The organism is Burkholderia sp. BCC1638 (assembly GCF_902833195.1).
Lineage (GTDB): Bacteria > Pseudomonadota > Gammaproteobacteria > Burkholderiales > Burkholderiaceae > Burkholderia > Burkholderia diffusa.
Genome location: NZ_CADFEC010000037.1, coordinates 1 through 19,523, shown reverse-complemented (window position 1 = coordinate 19,523; position 19,523 = coordinate 1). Strand labels below are relative to the sequence as shown.

Genomic DNA, 19,523 nt, shown 5'->3' with positions numbered 1-19,523 from the left:
CTCACCGCAGGTTGGTCCGCGCGAGCTCGACGATCTCGTCGCCGCGCCCGCTCAGGATCGCGCGCAGCATGAACAGGCTGAAGCCCTTCGCATGCGCGATCTCGATCTTCGGCGGCATCGCCAGTTCGTACTTCGACGTGACGACGTCGACCACCGCCGGCCCGTCGTGCGCGAACGCCGTGCGCAGCGCATGCTCGACGTTCTCCGAATGCTCGACACGCACGCTGAAGATCCCCGCGCCCTTCGCGATCGCCGCGAAGTCGGTCGGGCTCAGGTCGACGTTCGTGTCGAGATAGCCGGCCGCCTTCAGCTCCATCGACACGAAGCCGAGCAGGCTGTTGTTGTAGACGACGATCTTGATCGGCAGGTTGAGCTGGCGCGCGGTCAAGAGATCGCCGAGCAGCATCGACAGCCCGCCGTCGCCCGACAGCGACACGACCTGCCGGCCCGGATGCGCGCCCTGCGCACCGAGCGCCTGCGGCATCGCGTTCGCCATCGAGCCGTGGTTGAACGAGCCGTGCAGTTGGCGCTTGCCGTTCATCGTCAGGTAGCGCGCGGCCCACAGCGTCGGCGTGCCGACGTCGGCCGTGAAGATCGCGTCGTCGGCCGCGACGTCGTCGACGACTTTCGTCAGGTATTGCGGATGAATCGCGCGGCCCGGCGGCTCGGCCACGGCGAGATCGTCGAGCCCCTTGCGCGCGGCCGCATAATGCTTCAGCGCATTCTCGAGGAAGCGCCGCTGCGTCTTGCGCGTGAGGCGCGGCAGCAGCGCCGCGATCGTTTCCTTCACGGTGCCGACGAGCCCGAGCGCGAGCGGCGCGCGATGGCCCAACTGCGAGCCCTTCCAGTCGATCTGCACGATCTTCGCATGCGTCGGATAGAACGGCCGGTACGGGAAGTCCGTGCCGAGCATCAGCAGCGTGTCGCACGACTCCATCGCGTGATAGCCCGAGCTGAAGCCGATCAACCCCGTCATGCCGACGTCGAACGGGTTGCCCCATTCGACGAACTGCTTGCCGCGCAGCGCATGCACGACCGGCGCGCCGAGCGTGTCAGCCAGCGCGACCACCTCGTCGTGCGCGCCCTGCGTGCCGCTGCCGCACAGCAGCGTGACCGCGTCCGACGCATCGAGCAGCGCCGCGAGCCGGTCGAGATCGGCGTCGGCCGGCAGGATCGACGGCGGTGCCGAGTCGCTCCACGCCGGCAACTCGTCCGGGCCGTCGCCGAGCGCGATGTCGCCCGGCAGTACGATCACCGCGACGCCGCGTTCCTCGATCGCGGTGCGCATCGCGCGCGCGAGCACGCGGGGGAACTGCGATGCGTTGGTCACGAGTTCCGCGAAATGACTGCACTCGCGGAACAGTTCCTGCGGATGGGTTTCCTGGAAATAGCCGAGGCCGATCTCGGTCGATGGAATGTGTGCGGCGATCGCGAGCACCGGCTGGTGATTGCGGTGGCAATCGTAGAGGCCGTTGATCAGGTGCAGGTTGCCGGGGCCGCAGCTGCCCGCGCAGACCGCGAGCCGTCCGGTCGACGCGGCATCCGCGCCGGCCGCGAACGCCGCACTTTCCTCGTGCCGCGTATGCATCCAGCGGATCGAACCGATCTGGCTCAGGCTGAACGACAGCCCGTTCAGGCTGTCGCCCGTCACGCCCCAGATGCGCTCGATGCCCGCTGCCGCCAGCGTCTTCGCCAGGTATTCCGCCATCGTCTGTCTAGCCATCATGCCCTCGCTCGTTGATCGGTCGTCACACGATATTCGGCCACGGCAGCCGCCGTCGCCGCTGACGGGACGAGCATACGCGATCGTGCCGCGCGGCGTCGTGACGACGCGGGCGTCATGCGCGGCGACGCGGCCAGGTGCGCTCCTCTTCGGTTGACGCATGCCGTTCAACGCAGCGTGCGCGGCCGACCACATCGCGATGCGCTACACCGGCAGCGCATGCGTCGACAGAATTTCCTTCAGTACCATGAACGAGCGCACCTGCCGCACACCGGGCAGGTACAGCAGCTGTTCCGCGTGCAAGCGGTTGAAGCTCTCGTTGTCGCGCGTGCGCACCAGCATGAAGTAGTCGAATTCGCCGGTCACCACGTGACATTCGACACACCCCGACACCTTCTGCGCGGCCTTCTCGAACTCGGCGAACGCCTCCGGCGTCGAACGATCGAGCACGAAGCCGATCACCACCAGCATCCCGGCACCCAGTGGCTTCGGGTCGAGCAGCGCCACGATGCCGCGAATCAACCCCATCTCCTTCAACCGCTCGACGCGCCGCAGGCACGCCGGCGCGCTCAGCTTCACCTTCGCGGCGAGGCTCACGTTCGAGATCGACGCGTCCTGCTGCAACTGCCGCAGGATCGCGCGGTCGATGCGGTCGAGCACCGGCGGCGTATCGGCCGGCAATGCGCTGCCGCGATCTAATTTCATTGCGTCTCCTGTCACTTTTGCGAACCAAAATTATCTATTTGATGCTCATCTCATCGATAACGTAGGTTTCCATTATTTATTTCGCAAGCTCATTTCGCGGGGTCCTGCCTATCATTTTTCCATCGGGACACGGCGTGCCGGCCGCACCCGACCGATTCGAATTCCCGCCCACCGCCTTTCGGAGCTTGCCGATGAACCTGCAACGTTTCCCCCGTTATCCGCTCACGTTCGGCCCGACACCGATCCAGCCGCTCAAGCGCCTGAGCGCGCACCTCGGCGGCAAGGTCGAGCTGTATGCGAAGCGCGAGGACTGCAACAGCGGCCTCGCTTTCGGCGGCAACAAGACGCGCAAGCTCGAATACCTCGTCCCCGACGCGCTCGCGCAAGGCGCCGACACGCTCGTGTCGATCGGCGGCTTGCAGTCGAACCAGACCCGCCAGGTCGCGGCTGTCGCCGCGCATCTCGGGATGAAGTGCGTGCTCGTGCAGGAGCACTGGGTCAACTACGAAGATCCGGTGTACGACCGCGTCGGGAACATCCAGCTGTCACGGATGATGGGCGCCGACGTGCGGCTCGTCGCCGACGGCTTCGACATCGGCATTCGCCGCAGCTGGGAAGAAGCGATGGAAAGCGTGCGGCAGGCGGGCGGCAAGCCATATCCGATTCCTGCCGGGTGTTCCGAGCATCCGCTCGGCGGGCTCGGGTTCGTCGGCTTCGCGGAAGAAGTACGCGAGCAGGAAGCGCAACTCGGCTTCAAGTTCGATTATGTCGTGGTCTGCTCGGTGACGGGCAGCACGCAGGCGGGGATGGTCGTCGGCTTCGCGGCCGACGGACGTGCGGACCGCGTGATCGGCATCGACGCGTCGGCAACGCCCGAGCGCACACACGAACAGATCACGCGCATCGCCCGGCACACGGCCGAGCTGGTCGGGCTGGGGCGCGATATCGACGAGCAGGACGTGGTGCTCGACACGCGCTATGCCGGGCCCGAATACGGACTGCCGAACGACGGCACGCTGGAGGCGATTCGTCTGTGTGCGCGACTGGAAGGCGTGCTGACCGATCCCGTCTATGAAGGCAAATCGATGCACGGGATGATCGACAAGGTGCGGCGCGGGGAATTCGAGCCGGGGTCGAAGGTGCTGTACGCGCACCTCGGCGGGGTGCCGGCGTTGAGCGCGTATAGCGGGATTTTTCGGGAAGGTTGATCTCGTGTTGCGGCAGACCGGCGACGCATGCGCGACGTCGGCGCCGCCGAAACAACGCAAGGCGGAGGTCGCGGGCGACCTTCGACGGCCGCTTCAACGAAACGATGCGCGGATCCCTCGCGGTCGTCGGAATCGCCTTTTTTGATAGGAAACCTGATCGTCAGGGCGATCGGAACACCCGGTGTCATTGCAGATCCGCACCATGTTGCCGGTGACGGACGCATCACGCGCATGCGGCCAACAGCAACAGCCCCGGCGCCAGCAAACGACGAACCGTCGTTTCTTCTCCCACGTTCCATTTGCACCGCACTGCTTCGCGCCATCTTGTCGCGAGCACGTACCCGGCTTGCGCGCGGCGGGGCGAATACAATTCACCCACGCCGACACGCAGTCCAAGGCTCTCTCAGGCTCTCTTCGAATCGTTCAGTCACGCACTGGTTGCCGCTTTTCGCTGGGCCGACCGTTGTCGACACCGGCTTCCAAACATGACGCAACAAACAATAGTGACGTGGTGAGCAATAATAATGGAGAAAAATGGCATGTCAAGGTGATTCGCGATTTCAAAGTTTGCGCATCGCGTCACTTTTGAATATGCTCTTCGTCGCTCAAACTAGGAGACCCCTTCGAGATGCCCAATAGCGAGCAGGCCAACGCCGACCTCATCACCGCCACCAAGGTGCGCGATCTGCTGACGCGCAACGGCGTCCCGCCGCGCAGTCACAACACGACGATCGCGAACGTGCTGGGCCTCAGTTTCTCGGTCGTCACCCGCAAGATGAAAGGCCTGATCCCGTGGAACCTGTCGCAGTTGCAGGACATCGCGACGCACTTCGGCGTGCCGCCCGCGATCCTGCTCGACGACAAGGGCACGCAGCCGGCCGCCGCGGAGATGATCGACGCGACGCTCGTGATCGAGTCGCGCCGTTTCCGCTGCCGCGCGGCGATCTCGGCGAAGGCCAGCAGCCAGACCGAAACGGACTTCGTCGCGTTGCAGTGGCAGGGCGAATGGATCGTCACCGAGCGCCAGCACGCGCGCGAAGGCCGCCTCTATCCGGTCGACGTCATCGAACTGCGCTCGAGCCAGCCGACCGTGTACGCGGCGCGGATCGCGGTCGTCGACGATTCGCGGGACGTCGCCGAAACCGTCTGCGAATACTTCATCGAAAAAGGCGTGAACGCGATTCCGTACCATGACGGCGCGTCGTTCCGCAAGGCGCTGGAAGTCGAGGATTTCGACGGCTACATCCTCGACTGGATGCTCGGCGACCAGACGGCCGCCGAGCTCGTGCGCGGTATCCGTTCGAGCGAGAACGGCGGCGCGCCGATCTTCCTGCTGACCGGCAAGATCTCCACCGGCGAAGCGAGCGAGGACGAAATCGCGCACATCGTGTCGCACTACAACGCGCGCTGCGAGGAAAAGCCGGTGCGCCTGCCGATCCTGTTCGCCGAAGTCGCGCGCGAACTGAAGATCGCGCTGCCGGCCGCCACGGCCGCCGCCGCGAGCTGAGACCACGACAAGAACTCCACCACACGAACACGATCAAGGGGAAACACATGCGAATTTCGACCATCTGGATCAAGAGCCTGGTCACGGCCTGCCTGCTCGGCATGGCCGCCGCGAGCTGGGCCGCGTCGTTCACGTTCACCGTCGACGGCAAGATCGGCCGCAGCAACCAGCCCGGCAAGACGACGTTCGTCTTTACCGAGCAGGCGCTGATGGCGCTGCCGCAGCACACGATCGTCACGTCGACGAGCTGGACGCCGAAAGCGACCTTCACCGGCCCGCGACTGTCCGACGTGCTGAAAACCGTCGACGCGCACGGCACGCAGATCGAGTTCCGCTGCATCGACGAATATACGTTCACGATCCCCGTGTCGGATGCCGACAAGTACGGCGTGATCCTCGCGCGCACGATGAACGGCAAGGTGCTCGGCAACGACAACTACGGCCCGCTGTGGATCATGTATCCGCGCGACCAGTATCCCGACGAGCTGAAGACGCCGCTCGGCGAAGCCAAGTTCGCATGGCAGATCATCGGCCTGACCGTGAAGTAAGCGCGGGACATGATGCGCGGGCGGTGGAAGAACAGAAAGATCATCCTCATCCTGGGATCGTTGTGGATCCTGGGATTCGCCGCGTGGGCATTCCTGCTGTGGGACCTGCTCGCGACCTCGGTCAACGAGGGCGTGCTCGAAGGGCCGCGCGAAGGCGTGTTCTGGACAGCCGCGCAATACCGGAACGCCTACACGCGCTTCGACCGCCAGCTGATCCTCTACTCGACGCACGTGGACGACGACTTCGACCACGTGCAGATGCAGCTCGACAGCCTGTCGGTATCGTTCGGATTCCTGCAGCGGCCGTCCGAAGTGTCCGAATACTGGCTGCGCATCCCGCGCGCGCGCGCCGAAATCGCGGTGCTCGGCGCATTCATGGCGCGCCTGAAGCACGACGTGCCGCTGCTGCGCAACGCGCCAAAGAATGCGCCGCGCGTGATCGACGACGTCAACGCATACTGGCCGAAGGTCAACGGCCTCGCGAACTACTTCCGCGCGATCGAGATGGCGCAGCGCGACTTCACATTCCATCAGCTGAAGGAAAAGCAGCGGGCGATCCTGTCGCTCGGCATCATCCTCGGCGTGATCCTGTGCGCGCTGTTCCTGCTGCTGTTCTACACGATGCGCACGCGCGACGACCTGCTCGAACGACAGGACGCGGCGCTCGATGCGGAGCGCAAGGCATCCGATCGCGCGTTCGAGATGATCGAGGCGAAGAACGCGTTCCTCGGGATGGTCAGCCATGAACTGCGCACGCCGCTGCAGGCGATCTGCGGCTCGATCGAGATCCTGCTCGCGCGGCCGCAGTCCGACGCCAACCTGAAGACGATCCGGCGGCTGCAGAATTCCGCGTCGTCGCTCGAAGCGCTGGTCAAGGACCTGACCGATTACATCAAGCTGCGCTCGACCAAGCGCCTCGCCGAAACCGAAACGGTCGGCATGGCGTCGCTGCTCGCCGAGGTGCTCGATCCGCTGCGCGAGAAGATCGCGACAAAGCGGATCGCCGTCGCACAGCGCGTCGAGCCTCACGACCTCGCGATCCGCTCCGATCGCAAGCTGTTGCGTCAGGTGCTGTCGAACCTGATCGAGAATTCGGTGAAATACACCGTCGACGGATCGATCGACGTATCGATCATGCTCGTCGACGCGCCGGCCGGCCGGCAACTGAAACTCGCGGTGCGGGACACGGGCGCCGGTATCGCGAAGCAGCATCTGCCGAAGATCTTCGAGCCGTTCTACCGCGCGAACGACGCGGTCGGCCTGCATGTGGACGGAATCGGCATGGGGCTCGCGGTCGTGCGCGAGATCGTGACGACGCTGCGCGGCCACGTCGACGTGCGCAGCGTCGTCGGCGAAGGCAGCGAGTTCGTCGTGACGCTGCCGGCCGAGATGCCGGATGCCGGCGAAACGACCGGCGACGCGCCCGCGTGGCCGGCCGTCGCCGCGCATCGCAACCGCCGCGCGCTCGTCGTCGACGACAACGACAACGCGCGCGAAACGCTCGGCGCGATGCTGTCGGCGCTCGGCCTCGACGTCGACCTGTGCGGCACCGGGCAGGAAGGCGTCGCCCGTTTCGGCGACACGCATTACGACCTCGTCGTGGTCGATCTCGAACTGCCGGACCTGAGTGGCTTCGAAGTCGCGCACCGCATCCGGATGGTCGCGCAGCCGGACGACGACGGAAAGTTTCCGTCGATCCTCGGTGTCAGCGCGTACGAATCGGCCGCGCTGCGCGAGAACCAGCGGGTGTTCGACGAATTCCTGCCGAAACCCGTTCACCTGCGCGAACTCGGCGCGCTCGTCGAGAAGCTGCTCGGCTGAGCACGGTCGCGATGCGTGACGGGCGGGCGTTCCGGCCGCCCGCAGCGCGTTTCCCGCTTACTCGCCGATCAAATGCAGCACGATGTCGCGCCGATGCGCGGCGCGACGATGCTCGAACAGATAGATGCCCTGCCACGTGCCGAGCACCATGCGTCCGTGCTCGATCGGGATCGACAGCTGCACTTGCGTGAGCGCCGTGCGCAGATGCGCAGGCATGTCGTCGGGGCCTTCGGTGTCGTGCTCGTAGCGCGTGTCGTCCTCGGGCGCGAGCGTCGCGAAGTAGCGTTCGAGGTCGCGCTGCACGGACGGATCCGCGTTCTCCTGGATCAGCAGCGACGCGGACGTATGGCGGCAGAACACGGTCAGCAGCCCGGTGCGGATTGCCTGCTGGTCGACGAATGCGCGCACTTGCGGCGTGAACTCGACGAGGCCGCTGCCGCGCGCGTCGACGCCGATATGCGTGATGGCCTGTTGCATGACGACGGCCTCAGGCGAGCGCGGCAAAGCCGTCGGCCTCGATCTGCCCGGCGTCGGCGGGGCGCACGACGCGCGCGACTTCGACCCCGTCGCGCAGGAATACCAGCGTCGGCCACAGCTTCACGCCGAACGAACGGCCGAGCGGCCGACCCGGGCCATCCTCGATCTTCAGGTGCCTCACGGCCGGATGCGCGGAAAACGACGCGACGATCGCGGGCTGCGCACCCGCGCAGATTCCGCACCAGTTCGTGCCGAATTCGATGACGGTCGCACCGGCCAGTGCGTCGACTTCCGCGCGCGTCGGCGCGTTGGCGGTGTAGCGTTGCTCGATGTCCATCGGTCCCTCGTGTGCAATTGCGGAACGTGGCCGCCGCGCGCCGGCGTGGGCGGCACATGCGACCTTCGATTTCCCACTGTAGCGGAAAAGCACGCGCGATGCCGACGGCGGCCGCGCCACGCCCCGCCCCGCGAATGACACGACAAGAATCGGAGCGCCGCGCGGCGGCGACGCGATCAGCATGCGAACTGATCCCGTCAACGAAGGAAAGACCATGAATGCCCCGCATCGCGTCACCGAACCCAACATCCTCTATTTCGGCACGCCCGTCGTGCTGATCAGCACGCTGAATCCGGACGGCACGGCCAATCTTGCGCCGATGTCGTCCGCGTTCTGGCTCGGCTGGCGCGGCATGCTCGGGCTCGCCGCCAGCTCGCAGACCACGCACAACCTGATGCGCACCGGCGAATGCGTGCTGAACCTGCCGTCGGCGGCGCAGGCGCAGGCGGTCGACCGCATCGCGCGCACGACGGGCACGCATCCGGTACCCGAGTCGAAGCAGGCGCGCGGCTACGTGTACGAACCGGACAAGTTCGGCACCGCCGGGCTCACCGAGACGCCCTCGCAGACCATCGCCCCGCCGCGCGCGCTCGAATGCCCGGTGCATCTGGAAGCGGTGGTCGCCGCCACGCACGGCATCGGCGACGAAGCGCCCGACCTGCGCGGCCACATCCGCGTGTTCGAGGTGCGCATCCAGCGCGTTCACGTACATCCCGACCTGCTGATGGACGGTCATCCGGACCGCATCGATCCGGACAAATGGTCGCCGCTGATCATGAGTTTTCAGAAGTTCTATGGCCTCGCGCCGCATCAGGTGCATGCGTCAAGGCTCGCCGAGATTCCGGAGCGCGCCTATCGCAGCCCCGACATCGACCGCGCGCGCGAAGCGGGCATGTCGATCGGATAAGATACGGGCCGATCGACCCATGACCGAACCGACGGAGTGTTTCAGTGATTCAACCGACCCAAGTATTCAAGGACAACCTCGCGCAACTGCCGGCCATCGACGGTGTCGCGCGCATCGATCTCGTCGGCGCGAACGGCGACGTGGTCGCCAGCATCGAGAACCAGCCGGGCAAGCAGGGTTCGCTCGCGGTGTACAACTATCTGAAGCAGGCATTCGGCACGCTCGACGCGAAGGCCGCCGAGCACGGCCTCGCCGTGTTCGCGGAGCACACCGCGGACGCGCGTAACCGCCCGGGCGCACACCCGAACGTCGATCGTCTGCTGGCGATCGTCGACGGCGGCGACGCGCTGCGGATCGACGTGGTCGCGAAGGCCTGAATGCCCGGCGACGGGCACGCACGCAAACGGGCGATGCCCGTCCTTTCCCGGAGACCATCCACATGCGTCGCATGACTGTCCGGCCGTTCACCCGCCGCGTCGCATCGAGCGTCGCCCTCGCGTGCGTCGCGCTCGGCGGCACGGCGTCCGCCGAGACGCTGCACACGGCTTCCGATATCGCCGGCGCGTCCCTGGTTCCGCTCGGCGCGCTGCCGCGCTCGCCGGAGAACGGCACGCTCGACGCATTCTGTGCGCGATATCGTGCGAAGACCGCAACCGCGGCCGGCCGCGATGTCGCGAAGCTCGGCTGGATCGTGACGTCGGAAGCGCCGCTCGGCCGCTATACGGTCGTCACGTTTGCGAGCGGTTTCAAGCCGGGGACGAGCGCGATCTGTTACGCGCGCAACGCAAACATCGGCGTCTTCGACGGCACGACGCTCGTCGCGCTCGGCTATACGGCACGCGCGGCCGGCTGGCAGCTCGGCTCGGCCGAGTCGCTGGAAAGCGGCGCGCTGCTGGTCTGGGGCGGCGACGGCCCGTCGGCGCCCGTCGGCGAGCTGCGCGAAGAGCATGGCGGCTTGCGGCTGGCGGCGGTCGCCGCCGAGCGCACGTACTGCCACGGCCGTGCAGTCGTGCCCAACGTGTACGGCAAGCCGCTCGATACGGCGCGCAAGATCCTGATCTCGCGTGGCTGGCAGCCGCTGCGTCCGCGCGAGAAGCCGGACTCGGCGGACGGCGCGGCCACGCTCGCGAAGCACGGGATCATCGAAGCCGAAGCGTGCTCCGGCACCGGCATGGGGTATTGCGCGCTGCGGTATCGGAGCGCGGCCGGCGTGCTCGGTGTGACGACGGCCGGCGGCGAGCCGGACACGCCGTCGGCGAATACCGTGATCGATTATCAGGTGGCTTGCCGGAAACAGTGATCGGCGCGGTGCGGCGCGTCGACGAGTGCGCGTGATTCCTCGCGCTTGCTCGCATGGCATGCGTTTGTCGTCGCGCGGAAGATGGAACAAATACGTTGACGATCGGCCGTCCGGTCGATTGACCCGCTCCACGTGCGCTCCTAAACTGACCTCCCTTTCGGGCATCTCCAGCACAAGGGGACTTCCATGATCGACCTCTCCACGCTCGCGCTGTTCTCCGGCGCGTGTCTCGCGCTGACCGCCACACCCGGCCCCGACATGCTGCTGATTGCATCGCGCAGCGTGAGCCAGGGCCGCCGCGCGGGGTTCGCCACGCTCGCGGGCATTCAGGTCGGCACCTACTGTCATGCGCTCGCAGCCGCGCTCGGGCTGTCTCAGCTCTTCGTCGCGGTGCCGCTGGCGTACGACGCCGTGCGATTCGCCGGCGCCGCGTATCTGCTTTACCTCGCATGGAAGACATTCCGTTCGGATGCGACCGCGCTGTCGCCGGCCGCGTCGCCTCGCCGCCATTCGACCGCCGCGATCTTCCGCCAGGGCGTGATGACGAACCTGCTGAATCCGAAGATGGCGCTGTTCGTCCTCGCGCTGTTCCCGCAATTCGTGCGTCCCGAGCATGGCTCGATCGCCGTGCAGATCCTCGTTCTCGCGACGGTGCTCAATGCAATCGGACTCGTCGTCAACGGCGCGGTGATTCTGTCCGCGAGCCGGTTGGGTCAGCGCATCGGCGCGCGACGCCAGCCGTCGAAGCTGCCGCGGTATCTGCTCGGAACGGTGTTCGTGGGATTGGCCGCCCGGCTGGCGGTGGCGGGACGGAATTGATCGCGAACCGGCCGACTCCGAAGTCCGTACCGAATACGATCGACTGACGCGCGAGAAATTCGTGTCACTCGATGCGATGCCTGGAAGACGGCGCCGCCGTATCCCCGGCCGGCGCACCATAAGCGGCTGAAAACCGTGTCGATCAACATGCGAACCTCACGCGAGTGGACATGGCCGCGTGCATGAGGGGACCAATCCGCGCCGCCCGGTAGCGAATTCCGGTACCGGCGCGCGGCGCGCGCAATCGTCAGCGATTCGCGCCGAGCGCCACGCGCAGCCGCTCCATCAGCCGCGTGTAGTGCCGCACCACATCGGCCTTGTCCGTCACGTTCGCGGTCGAGAACCGCTCGGACCACGCGGCCTTCCACTCATACGTGCCGTGCACGCTGCGGTCGCCGTCCGGCGACTGGATCAGCGCACGGATCCGCGCGTCGCGCCCCGGTCCCGTATGCATCTCGAACAACGCGTGGATGAACGTGTGATACGCGTCGTACACGTCGTCGTCGAACAGGTAACGGTAGATGTGAAACGTGCGGTCGAGTTCGCGCTTCGCGCGGATCACGTCGTCCGGCGAGATGTCCTTCCAGTAGCCGATCCACGTGTAGAAGCACAGCAGCGCATTGAGCTGCGGCGCGACCGTGTCATACAGCGTGAGGCGCTTCTCGATCAGCCGCTGGTTGGTCCATTGCACGAGCTCGAGCCGCTTCAATCGGCGCGCGACGAGCCAGCCGAGACACGCGACCGACAACGGTGTCAGCACACCGAGCACGAGCTTGACGATTTCCAGCGAATTCCACGGATTGTTGAATGGCTGCATGAATGGCTCGACAAGATGGACGCACCGCCCGGCGGATCGCATCGCGCGCAGCGCGCGCGTTCGCCGATCCCTTTGCGGCTGACCGTTAGTTGCTTGCGCATCGAAGTCGCACCGTGATGCGCCCGGTGCGTGGCGAAGCGGCTCGTCCTCCCAGTGTATCGGCCAAATGTCACCGGCCGGTGACGATTCGCCGAATCGTCGTCACGCGCCCGTGCCGCGTTACGTCGGCAGCGCCGACGTGAGCTTGACCTTCTGCATCGGAATGTCGGTCTTCACGCTCAGCACGCCCGGGATGCGCGTCAGGTATTCCATCTGGAAGCGCCGGTAGTCGTCGATGTCGGCGGCCACCACGCGCAGCAGGAAATCGCAGTCGCCGGCCATCAGGTGGCATTCGACCACTTCCGGCATCTGCTGGACGGCCTCGGCGAAGCGGTTCACGGATTCGGCGTCCTGCCCCTTCAGCCACACGCGCGTGAAGATCGTCAGCCCCTTGCCGACCTTCGCCGGGTTCAGCACGGCCACGTATTTCTCGATCACGCCCGCTTCCTCGAGCAGCCGCACGCGCCGCAGGCACGGCGACGGCGACAGCCCGACCTCGTGCGCGAGTTCCACGTTCTGCATGCGGCCGTCGCGTTGCAGCGCGCTCAGGATCCGCCGGTCGATAGCGTCAAGCTTCATTGGCATCAAATTCCAAAAAAATCGCGAATTACTCACTCGATGCCAAATTCTCGTGAATATCGATCCGCAACGCAACCCGATTCGAGTCAAAAAAGCAGACAATCCTCCTCCCCGAAGGAGGAGTAATGAGCAGTAGCGTTTCAACGTCGTCCGGGCTTCGCGACAGGCCCGCCTATGTCGCCGAGATGGGCCGCGGATTGCGCGCGGCGCTGCCCGTCATGCTGGGTTTCGTGCCGTTCGCGCTGGTGCTCGGCGCGCAGGCCGCGCAAAAAGGGCTGAGCCTGTTCGAGGTCCCGATGATGACGGGCCTGAATTTCGGCGGCGGCTCCGAATTCGCGGCGATCCATCTGTGGACGTCGCCGCCGCACATCGCGCTGATCGTCGCGATGTCATTCCTCGTGAATTCGCGTCACATCCTGATGGGCGCGGCGTTCGCGCCGTACATCCGGCGCCTGCCGCGCCGCCGCGCATTCGCCGCGCTGTTCTTCATGTGCGACGAAAGCTGGGCGATGTCGCTTGCCGACGCACGCTCGCGCTCGGCCACGCACATCAGCGTCCCGTATTACGCGGGCGTGTGCGCCGGGCTGTACCTGACGTGGATCTCGATGACGACGCTCGGCGCGGCGGTCGGCCCGACGATCGGCAACGTCGAGCAGTACGGCTTCGACATGGCGTTCACGGCCGTGTTTCTGGTGCTGCTGCGTGGGATGTGGAAAGGCATGCGCGCGAGCCGTCCGTGGTTCGTGAGCCTCGTCGTCGCGGCCGGCACGCATCTGGCCGTGCCCGGCGCGTGGTACGTCCCGGCCGGCGCGTGCGCGGGGCTGATCGCCGCGCTGCTGTGGGAGCCGCGCGATGCTGCCTGATTTCGCGACGGTCGCGACCATCATGCTGATGGCGTCGACGACCTACCTGTCGCGCGTGCTCGGCTACGTGCTGCTGCGCAACCGCACGCTGAGCCCGCGGATGGCGTCGGTGATGGAGAACGTGCCCGGTTGCGTGCTGATCTCGGTGATCGCGCCGGCCTTCGTGTCGACGCGCCCGGCCGATCTGCTCGCGCTCGCCGTCACGCTGATCGCGGCGACCCGCCTGTCGATCCTGCCGACCGTCATCGTCGGCGTCGTGTCGGCCGGCCTGCTGCGGTATTTGCTCGGGTAATCGGGTAACGCGGTTCCGAGCGCCGCGCGGGCGACACATCGAAGCGGAAGACGGGCGCGCCATGCGCCCGTTTTCGCATCCGCGCGCCGGGAGCGGCTTCGGCTCTGCGTGACGCGACACCCGGCACGCGTCACGACGGGGTGTTAGCCTTGCGGCTATACCCGCGATGCCTTCCCCTGATTGCCTGCCTGCGAGGATCGTCCCGATGCAAGAAACCCGCCCGCTGTTCGACCGCGTCCTGCTCACCAACGACGACGGATTCGACGCCCCCGGCCTTGAAGTGCTCGAACAGGTCGCCACGCAACTGGCGCGCGAAGTCTGGATCGTCGCCCCGGCGGAAGACCAGAGCGGCACGTCGCATTCGCTGAGCCTGCACGAACCGCTGCGCGTGCATCGCAAGGGCGAGCGCCGCTTCGCCGTGCGCGGCACGCCGGGCGATTGCGTCGCGATCGCGGTCAGCCACCTGATGAAGGACGCACGGCCCGATGTCGTGCTGTCCGGCGTGAATCGCGGCGCGAACCTCGGCACCGAAACGGTGTTCTCGGGCACCGTCGGCGCCGCGATGACGAGCATGCTGGTCGGCGTGCCGGCGATCGCGCTGAGCCAGGCGTTCAGCGACCGCAACGCGGTGCCGTGGACCACGGCGCTCACGCATGCGCCGGACGTGATTCGCCGGCTGGTCGCGGCCGGCTGGGACAGCGACGCGTGCCTCAACGTGAATTTCCCGGCGCGGCCGGCCGACGACGTGCGCGGCTTGAAGGTGACGAACCAGGGTGCCGGCACGTTGCAGGGCGTCGAAATCGTGTCGGGGCGCGATCCGCGCGACATCGAATACCACTGGCTGAAACTGGCGCGCGCACCGCGCGACGACGATGCGGATTCGGAGACGGTCGCGCTCGGCGAAGGCTACATCGCCGTCACGCCGCTGAAGTTCGAACGCACGCACGACCACGCGCTCGCGCGGCTGCGGTCGAACCTCGGCTGACCTCGGGGGTGATACCGGCCGGCGGCTTCGCCGTCGGCGCGCATCGCCCCAGCACAACGCCGCCCCGCCGCCCGCATCACCCGTCCGCGGTCACGTCAGGTTCAATCCCCCGTCGAGCATCACGATCTCGCCCGTCACGTAATCGGACGCGACGAGCATCGCGACCGTCTGCGCGACGTCGTCCGGCGTCGCCGCGCGGCGCATCGGCGCGCGCTCGCGCCAGAGCTGCTGCGCGTCGGTCCAGTCGGCGGTCAGCGGCGTATCGACGAGCCCCGGCGCCACCGCATTGACGCGAATCGCCGGCGCGAGCGTGCGCGCCAGCAAGCGCGTCGTGTGATTGAGCGCGGCCTTCGCCGCCGCATACGGAATCGACGCGCCCTTCGGCCGCACGCCCGCATGCGAGCTGACGTTGATCACGCAACCGGCGCGCCCGCTCGACGCCGCTTCGAGCAGCGCGGGCTGCGCTTCGGCGACGAGCCGGAACGGCGCGATCACGTTGATCTCGTGCATCTCGCGCCACACGTCGGGCGTCGCGGCGGCGAGATCGTCGTGCGGAATCACACGGCTGACGCCCGCGTTGTTGACCAGCACGTCGAGGCGGCCGTGCACCGCCACCGCGTCGCGGATCAGCCGCACGCGCTGCGCATCGTCGGCGAGATCGGCCTGCACGTAGGCCGCGCCGAGTTCGCGCGCCATCGCGCGACCCGTTTCGACGGAACTGCGCGAATGCAGGATCACCGCGTAACCGTCCGCCGCCAGCCGTCGCGCGATGGCCGCGCCGATTCCCGACGTCGATCCGGTGACGAGCGCGACGGGCCGCTGCACGCGCGACGCGCGCGGCTCGGTGACGGTTTCGGTTTCAGGTTCCGTTTCGGAGACCGGGGCATTCATCGGCGGATGCGGCGCGTCCATGGCGTGGAATCCTGTCAGTGGCGTTCCCGCATCATAAGCATGACGACGGCCGATGCGGATGCGTGCCGTCTACGGCCGTTTCGGCAGATCGACGAAATCCTCGAGCTCGCCGGCGATGTGAAGCCGCTTGCCGACTCTGGGGTATTCGCAGACGTCGTGTTCGAGGCGCTGGCCGAGGACGAACAGTTCCAGCGGCCCGTCGCCGGTGTTCTGCAACGTGTGTGCATCGCCGCCGCGCGGGAAGCCGAGAAAGTCGCCCGGCCCGATTTCGTACGTGCGTTCGCCGATCGTGACCGTGCCGGTGCCGGACAGCACGTACACGCATTCTTCCTCGTACAGGTGGCGGTGATACTCGGCCGATTCGTGGCCGGGCATCAGCGTGAGCAGGTGTGCGCCGATCTGCGTGAGGCCGGTCAGGTCGCTGAGCTGCCGTTTGAGGCGAACGGCGTTGGGATTGAGCGAATGCACCGCGCGGGTCGGTTCCATTTTCGCGATGTCGGCGGCTTTCAGCAGTTCCCGGGGAGGTGTCGTGGACATGGGGATCTCGTCGGCGTCAATGCAGCGGTTGAACGCGCCGCCCGGGCGGGCGCGGCGTGCATGCCGCGCTATTGTCCGACATTTTCATGCGGACGAGATCACCGGCACGATCCTCGTCCACCGCGCCGTGGAGACGTCGCTCAGCCCACGTGCACGCCGCGCAGCTTCGTCAGCAGGGCGACGAGGCGATCGATGTGTTCGTCCTCCGTGCGCCACGACGACACGCTGATCCGGAACGCCGGCCGCCCCTGCCACACGGTCTGCCCGAACCAGACGTCGCCCGAATCCTGCGCGGCCTGAAGGATCGCGATCGTCTCGTCGTCGGTGCCGGCGCGCACGAGCACCTGGTTCAGCACGACGCGGTTCAGCACGTCGTAGCCGGCCGCGCGCAGGCCGTCGGCGACACGCTGGGCCTGCGCGCAATGCCGCTCGACCAGCGTCGCCACGCCGGCGCGGCCGAGCGCGCGCAGCGCGGCCCACACCGGAATGCCGCGCGCCCGCCGCGAGAATTCGAGGTTGAGATTCTTCTGCGCGTCCTGCGCGCCGCTCAGGTAGACGGCATCGCTGTTCATCGCGGTCGCGAGCGCGGCCGCGTCGCGGCAGATCACCATCGCGCCGTCGTACGGCGTGTTGAGCCACTTGTGGCCGTCGTTGGTCCAGCTGTCCGCGCCGTCAATGCCGTCGGTCAGCGCGCGCTTCGACGACGCGCGCGCCCACAGCCCGAACGCGCCGTCCACGTGCACCCACGCGCCGGCGGCCTTCGCGCGCGGAACCAGCGCCGCGAACGGATCGAATTCGCCGGTGTTCACTTCGCCGGCCTGCACGCAGAGGATCGTCATGTCGTCGAGCGGCGGCAATTGCGCGGGATCGATGCGGCCGTGCGGATCGACCGGCGCGACGATCAGGCGCTTCATCCCGAAGCCGAGCACGCGCAGCGCCTTCTTCACCGTGATGTGCGCGAGCTCGGAGAGCACGACCTTCACCTCGGGTGCGCCGATCAGGCCCGCTTCGTCGACGTCCCAGCCCTTGCGCGCGAGCAGCGCACGCCGCGCGGCGACCAGCGCGACCAGCGTGCAGGCCGTCGCGCTCGTGCCGAAGCCGACCGCGCTGCCCTCCGGCAGCCCGAGCACGTCGACGACCCAGCGCGCGGCCTGCCGCTCGATCGTCGCGGCCACCGGCGAATTCGCAAACGACGACGCGCACTGGTCCCACGCAAGCATCAGCCGCTCGGCCGCCGCCGCGGCCGGCAGCGTCGCGCCGATCACGAAGCCGAAGTAGTTCGGGCCGTTCGATGCGACGGTCGCGGGCGTGCCGCGCTCGTCGAGCAGGCGCAGCACGTCGTCGGCCGGGCGGCCCGTATCGGGCAGCGGTTCGTCGAAGGCCGCAAGACCGGCGAGCGCGGCCGCATCGGGATACGCGCGCCGTTCGCCGGCTGCTGCGAGATACGCGTGCGCGCGCCGGTCGGCGTCGGCCAGCAGGGCGAGTTCATCCATGTCGTTTGCCTCTGTGAAGATCAGAGTTGCAGGAGATCGCGGCCCAACCGATGCAGCGCATCGTCGATCCGCTTGTAGTACGTGAACTTGCCGACGCGCGTCGCCTGCACGAGCCCGGCATCCGCGAGGATGCGCATGTGGCGCGTGGTCGTCGCCGGCGCGATGCCGAGCTTCTCGGTGATGTACGTGCAGCACACGCCGAGTTCGTCGAAGTCGCCATGCGGCTGCGGCGGGAAATGCTTGCGCGGCTGCTTGAGCCAGCGCATCACGGCCAGACGGCTTTCGTTGGCCAGTGCGCTGATGCGGGTGACGTCGTCCATGGTTCGGCCTCGTTTGACGTTTCGAATATTAGCTAAATGACGAAACGTGGGCAACCGGTTGCGCGCGGGATCGTTGCGTTTGCCGGCGTGCGGGAAGGTGCCGGAAGCGGTGTCTGCGCTGCTGCGCCGCATTCGACGTCATCACGTCGGAGGCCGATGCGGGAGCGCCAGCCGATGTGATCCGGTTGGTTGCGATCACTCGGCGGTCAGCGCCTGCGCCAACCTTTCGATCAGCGCCCGCACGCGCCGCGGCTGCACCGCACCGCCCGGATAGACGATCTGCAGGTCGACTTCGCCCGGCGAGAAGTCGCGGAGGATCTCGACGAGCGCGCCGGACGCCAGATCCTGCTCGACGTCGAGTCGCGATTTCAGCGCGATACCGCGCCCCGCGACGCACCACGCACGCACAAGGGCGCCGTCGTTGGCCACGCGCCGGCCGCGCACCATCACGCGTTTCAGTTCGTCGTCGATGCGGAACGGCCACCCTGCATACAGCTCCTGGCCGAAGCGCATCACGATGCAGTCGTGCGCGGCGAGTTCGTCCGGATGCCGCGGCGTGCCGTGCGCGGCGAGATACGCGGGCGCGGCGCACACCACGCGGCGCGAACGGCCGAGCGAACGGCTACGCAACGCGCTGTCCGCAAGCGTGCCGCGCCGGATCGCGAAATCGAGCCCCTGCCCGACGAGATCGACGTAGCCGTCGCCGAGATGCAGGTCGACCGTGACGCCGGGATGCTCGGTCAGGAACGCGTCGACCACCGGCACGACGCGCGCCTGCCCGAGATCGGCCGGCGCGCTCAGCCGCACGGGCCCCGACAGCGTCTGCGCGCCGAGCCGCACGCGGCTTTCGAGTTCGTCGGCCTCGGCGAGCAGGCGCCGCGCGCCCGCGACCAGCGTGCGGCCTTCGTCGGTCAGGCTGATCGCGCGGGTCGTGCGTGTGAGCAGCGCCGCGCCGTAGTAACTCTCGAGCGCCGCCAGCCGTTCGGAAACCGTGGCCGGCGACAGCCCGACCTCGCGGCCGGCCGCGGCCAGCCCGCCCTTCTCCACGATGCGCAGAAACAGCGCCAGATTGTCGAGCAGCATTCTTCGCTTCCTCCGAAGGATATTTTCGAAGCCTGCCCAATTATCCGGATCAACCGCAAGCGCTAGGGAAACACTGATTAATAGGCGATCGCGCGAGGTGGTCGGCGATGTGGGCGGGGAATGGCCGGATACCGAAGCGAAGCGCCGCCCATTCGGAGAAGTTTGCCCCGAGGATGCACCTTATTTCTCGC

General features: G+C 67.2%; 22 protein-coding genes and 1 pseudogene. 11 read left to right on the top strand and 12 right to left on the bottom strand.

The window, feature by feature from the left end; translation table 11 throughout:
* Position 1 precedes the first annotated feature (1 nt).
* Both poxB and HWX22_RS28180 read right to left on the bottom strand, forming a co-directional pair.
* Positions 2-1,723: a ubiquinone-dependent pyruvate dehydrogenase gene (gene poxB / locus HWX22_RS28185; RefSeq protein WP_175909921.1), complete on the bottom strand. Its 1,722-nt coding sequence runs from the start codon at positions 1,721-1,723 to the stop codon at positions 2-4.
* A 204-nt stretch (positions 1,724-1,927) separates the two neighbouring features.
* Positions 1,928-2,428 (bottom strand): Lrp/AsnC ligand binding domain-containing protein, encoded by a 501-nt coding sequence (locus HWX22_RS28180; protein WP_175909852.1) that lies wholly within the window; start codon positions 2,426-2,428, stop codon positions 1,928-1,930.
* Between the two features lie 191 nt (positions 2,429-2,619).
* Between HWX22_RS28180 and HWX22_RS28175 the strand changes: the two genes are divergently transcribed.
* The gene (locus HWX22_RS28175) at positions 2,620-3,636 is read left to right on the top strand and encodes a 1-aminocyclopropane-1-carboxylate deaminase (protein WP_175909850.1); all 1,017 of its coding nucleotides are present in this window, start codon (positions 2,620-2,622) and stop codon (positions 3,634-3,636) included.
* A gap of 82 nt (positions 3,637-3,718) precedes the next feature.
* On the opposite strand, the pseudogene HWX22_RS32395 reads toward HWX22_RS28175, so the two are convergent.
* Positions 3,719-3,928, bottom strand: a pseudogene (locus tag HWX22_RS32395) (hypothetical protein); the annotation flags it as partial.
* Between the two features lie 336 nt (positions 3,929-4,264).
* Here HWX22_RS32395 and HWX22_RS28170 point away from each other — a divergent pair.
* The 3 genes from HWX22_RS28170 to atsR are packed head-to-tail and all read left to right on the top strand — an operon-like array spanning position 4,265 to position 7,512.
* Entirely contained in the window at positions 4,265-5,143 is an 879-nt protein-coding gene (locus HWX22_RS28170; RefSeq protein WP_059818443.1) for a helix-turn-helix domain-containing protein, read from the top strand.
* A 47-nt stretch (positions 5,144-5,190) separates the two neighbouring features.
* Positions 5,191-5,691 (top strand): molybdopterin-dependent oxidoreductase, encoded by a 501-nt coding sequence (locus HWX22_RS28165; protein WP_175909848.1) that lies wholly within the window; start codon positions 5,191-5,193, stop codon positions 5,689-5,691.
* Between the two features lie 9 nt (positions 5,692-5,700).
* Positions 5,701-7,512 (top strand): hybrid sensor histidine kinase/response regulator AtsR, encoded by a 1,812-nt coding sequence (gene atsR, locus HWX22_RS28160; RefSeq protein WP_175909846.1) that lies wholly within the window; start codon positions 5,701-5,703, stop codon positions 7,510-7,512.
* A 57-nt stretch (positions 7,513-7,569) separates the two neighbouring features.
* Here atsR and HWX22_RS28155 read toward each other — a convergent pair whose 3' ends face one another.
* Positions 7,570-7,989 (bottom strand): secondary thiamine-phosphate synthase enzyme YjbQ, encoded by a 420-nt coding sequence (locus tag HWX22_RS28155; protein ID WP_059464957.1) that lies wholly within the window; start codon positions 7,987-7,989, stop codon positions 7,570-7,572.
* 10 nt (positions 7,990-7,999) lie between these two features.
* A complete protein-coding gene (locus tag HWX22_RS28150) occupies positions 8,000-8,326 on the bottom strand; it encodes a thioredoxin family protein (RefSeq protein ID WP_059533691.1) in 327 nt (108 codons plus the stop codon).
* A gap of 214 nt (positions 8,327-8,540) precedes the next feature.
* Between HWX22_RS28150 and HWX22_RS28145 the strand changes: the two genes are divergently transcribed.
* The 4 genes from HWX22_RS28145 to HWX22_RS28130 all read left to right on the top strand — a co-directional run bounded on the left by HWX22_RS28145 (position 8,541) and on the right by HWX22_RS28130 (position 11,352).
* Entirely contained in the window at positions 8,541-9,233 is a 693-nt protein-coding gene (locus HWX22_RS28145) for a flavin reductase family protein (RefSeq protein ID WP_175909844.1), read from the top strand.
* 44 nt (positions 9,234-9,277) lie between these two features.
* On the top strand, positions 9,278-9,610 hold the full coding sequence (locus HWX22_RS28140) for a DUF2322 family protein (RefSeq protein WP_059533687.1): 333 nt from the start codon (positions 9,278-9,280) through the stop codon (positions 9,608-9,610).
* A gap of 62 nt (positions 9,611-9,672) precedes the next feature.
* Positions 9,673-10,533: a hypothetical protein gene (locus HWX22_RS28135; protein WP_175909842.1), complete on the top strand. Its 861-nt coding sequence runs from the start codon at positions 9,673-9,675 to the stop codon at positions 10,531-10,533.
* A gap of 186 nt (positions 10,534-10,719) precedes the next feature.
* Complete coding sequence (locus HWX22_RS28130) at positions 10,720-11,352, top strand: LysE family translocator (RefSeq protein WP_175909840.1); 633 nt, start codon at positions 10,720-10,722, stop codon at positions 11,350-11,352.
* 247 nt (positions 11,353-11,599) lie between these two features.
* On the opposite strand, the gene HWX22_RS28125 is transcribed toward HWX22_RS28130, so the two are convergent.
* Together HWX22_RS28125 and HWX22_RS28120 are read right to left on the bottom strand one after the other, a co-directional pair.
* Positions 11,600-12,169 (bottom strand): hypothetical protein, encoded by a 570-nt coding sequence (locus HWX22_RS28125; protein ID WP_175909838.1) that lies wholly within the window; start codon positions 12,167-12,169, stop codon positions 11,600-11,602.
* 219 nt (positions 12,170-12,388) lie between these two features.
* Positions 12,389-12,847, bottom strand: coding sequence for an Lrp/AsnC family transcriptional regulator (locus HWX22_RS28120; RefSeq protein ID WP_006486309.1), 459 nt, complete (start codon positions 12,845-12,847; stop codon positions 12,389-12,391).
* Between the two features lie 125 nt (positions 12,848-12,972).
* On the opposite strand from HWX22_RS28120, the gene HWX22_RS28115 reads away from it, so the two are divergent.
* The 3 genes from HWX22_RS28115 to surE all read left to right on the top strand — a co-directional run bounded on the left by HWX22_RS28115 (position 12,973) and on the right by surE (position 14,987).
* Positions 12,973-13,710 (top strand): AzlC family ABC transporter permease, encoded by a 738-nt coding sequence (locus tag HWX22_RS28115; RefSeq protein ID WP_059698770.1) that lies wholly within the window; start codon positions 12,973-12,975, stop codon positions 13,708-13,710.
* Positions 13,703-14,002, top strand: a complete 300-nt coding sequence (locus HWX22_RS28110; protein ID WP_175909919.1) for an AzlD family protein — start codon at positions 13,703-13,705, stop codon at positions 14,000-14,002. Before HWX22_RS28115 ends, HWX22_RS28110 begins: the two co-directional genes overlap by 8 nt.
* Positions 14,003-14,207: 205 nt before the next feature.
* Positions 14,208-14,987: a 5'/3'-nucleotidase SurE gene (gene surE, locus HWX22_RS28105; protein ID WP_059533679.1), complete on the top strand. Its 780-nt coding sequence runs from the start codon at positions 14,208-14,210 to the stop codon at positions 14,985-14,987.
* A 90-nt stretch (positions 14,988-15,077) separates the two neighbouring features.
* Here surE and HWX22_RS28100 read toward each other — a convergent pair whose 3' ends face one another.
* The 5 genes from HWX22_RS28100 to HWX22_RS28080 form a co-directional block, all read right to left on the bottom strand.
* Entirely contained in the window at positions 15,078-15,899 is an 822-nt protein-coding gene (locus HWX22_RS28100; RefSeq protein ID WP_175909837.1) for an SDR family oxidoreductase, read from the bottom strand.
* A gap of 69 nt (positions 15,900-15,968) precedes the next feature.
* Positions 15,969-16,436, bottom strand: a complete 468-nt coding sequence (locus HWX22_RS28095) for a cupin domain-containing protein (RefSeq protein ID WP_175909835.1) — start codon at positions 16,434-16,436, stop codon at positions 15,969-15,971.
* Positions 16,437-16,576: 140 nt separating this feature from the next.
* Positions 16,577-17,929, bottom strand: a complete 1,353-nt coding sequence (locus tag HWX22_RS28090; RefSeq protein ID WP_175909833.1) for a pyridoxal-dependent decarboxylase — start codon at positions 17,927-17,929, stop codon at positions 16,577-16,579.
* Positions 17,930-17,949: 20 nt separating this feature from the next.
* The gene (locus tag HWX22_RS28085) at positions 17,950-18,249 is read right to left on the bottom strand and encodes a helix-turn-helix domain-containing protein (RefSeq protein WP_059533672.1); all 300 of its coding nucleotides are present in this window, start codon (positions 18,247-18,249) and stop codon (positions 17,950-17,952) included.
* A gap of 195 nt (positions 18,250-18,444) precedes the next feature.
* A complete protein-coding gene (locus HWX22_RS28080) occupies positions 18,445-19,332 on the bottom strand; it encodes a LysR family transcriptional regulator (protein ID WP_175909831.1) in 888 nt (295 codons plus the stop codon).
* Between the last annotated feature and the right edge of the window lie 191 nt (positions 19,333-19,523).

Coding starts and splice junctions, on each gene's coding strand:
- HWX22_RS28135 (WP_175909842.1), top strand. CDS start 9,673: ATGCGTCGCATGACTGTCCGGCCGTTCACCCGCCGCGTCGCATCGAGC.
- HWX22_RS28090 (WP_175909833.1), bottom strand. CDS start 17,929: ATGGATGAACTCGCCCTGCTGGCCGACGCCGACCGGCGCGCGCACGCG.
- HWX22_RS28150 (WP_059533691.1), bottom strand. CDS start 8,326: ATGGACATCGAGCAACGCTACACCGCCAACGCGCCGACGCGCGCGGAA.
- HWX22_RS28115 (WP_059698770.1), top strand. CDS start 12,973: ATGAGCAGTAGCGTTTCAACGTCGTCCGGGCTTCGCGACAGGCCCGCC.
- HWX22_RS28125 (WP_175909838.1), bottom strand. CDS start 12,169: ATGCAGCCATTCAACAATCCGTGGAATTCGCTGGAAATCGTCAAGCTC.
- HWX22_RS28145 (WP_175909844.1), top strand. CDS start 8,541: ATGAATGCCCCGCATCGCGTCACCGAACCCAACATCCTCTATTTCGGC.
- HWX22_RS28100 (WP_175909837.1), bottom strand. CDS start 15,899: ATGGACGCGCCGCATCCGCCGATGAATGCCCCGGTCTCCGAAACGGAA.
- HWX22_RS28175 (WP_175909850.1), top strand. CDS start 2,620: ATGAACCTGCAACGTTTCCCCCGTTATCCGCTCACGTTCGGCCCGACA.
- HWX22_RS28085 (WP_059533672.1), bottom strand. CDS start 18,249: ATGGACGACGTCACCCGCATCAGCGCACTGGCCAACGAAAGCCGTCTG.
- HWX22_RS28130 (WP_175909840.1), top strand. CDS start 10,720: ATGATCGACCTCTCCACGCTCGCGCTGTTCTCCGGCGCGTGTCTCGCG.
- HWX22_RS28170 (WP_059818443.1), top strand. CDS start 4,265: ATGCCCAATAGCGAGCAGGCCAACGCCGACCTCATCACCGCCACCAAG.
- surE (WP_059533679.1), top strand. CDS start 14,208: ATGCAAGAAACCCGCCCGCTGTTCGACCGCGTCCTGCTCACCAACGAC.
- HWX22_RS28095 (WP_175909835.1), bottom strand. CDS start 16,436: ATGTCCACGACACCTCCCCGGGAACTGCTGAAAGCCGCCGACATCGCG.
- HWX22_RS28155 (WP_059464957.1), bottom strand. CDS start 7,989: ATGCAACAGGCCATCACGCATATCGGCGTCGACGCGCGCGGCAGCGGC.
- HWX22_RS28080 (WP_175909831.1), bottom strand. CDS start 19,332: ATGCTGCTCGACAATCTGGCGCTGTTTCTGCGCATCGTGGAGAAGGGC.
- HWX22_RS28120 (WP_006486309.1), bottom strand. CDS start 12,847: ATGAAGCTTGACGCTATCGACCGGCGGATCCTGAGCGCGCTGCAACGC.
- atsR (WP_175909846.1), top strand. CDS start 5,701: ATGATGCGCGGGCGGTGGAAGAACAGAAAGATCATCCTCATCCTGGGA.
- poxB (WP_175909921.1), bottom strand. CDS start 1,723: ATGGCTAGACAGACGATGGCGGAATACCTGGCGAAGACGCTGGCGGCA.
- HWX22_RS28180 (WP_175909852.1), bottom strand. CDS start 2,428: ATGAAATTAGATCGCGGCAGCGCATTGCCGGCCGATACGCCGCCGGTG.
- HWX22_RS28165 (WP_175909848.1), top strand. CDS start 5,191: ATGCGAATTTCGACCATCTGGATCAAGAGCCTGGTCACGGCCTGCCTG.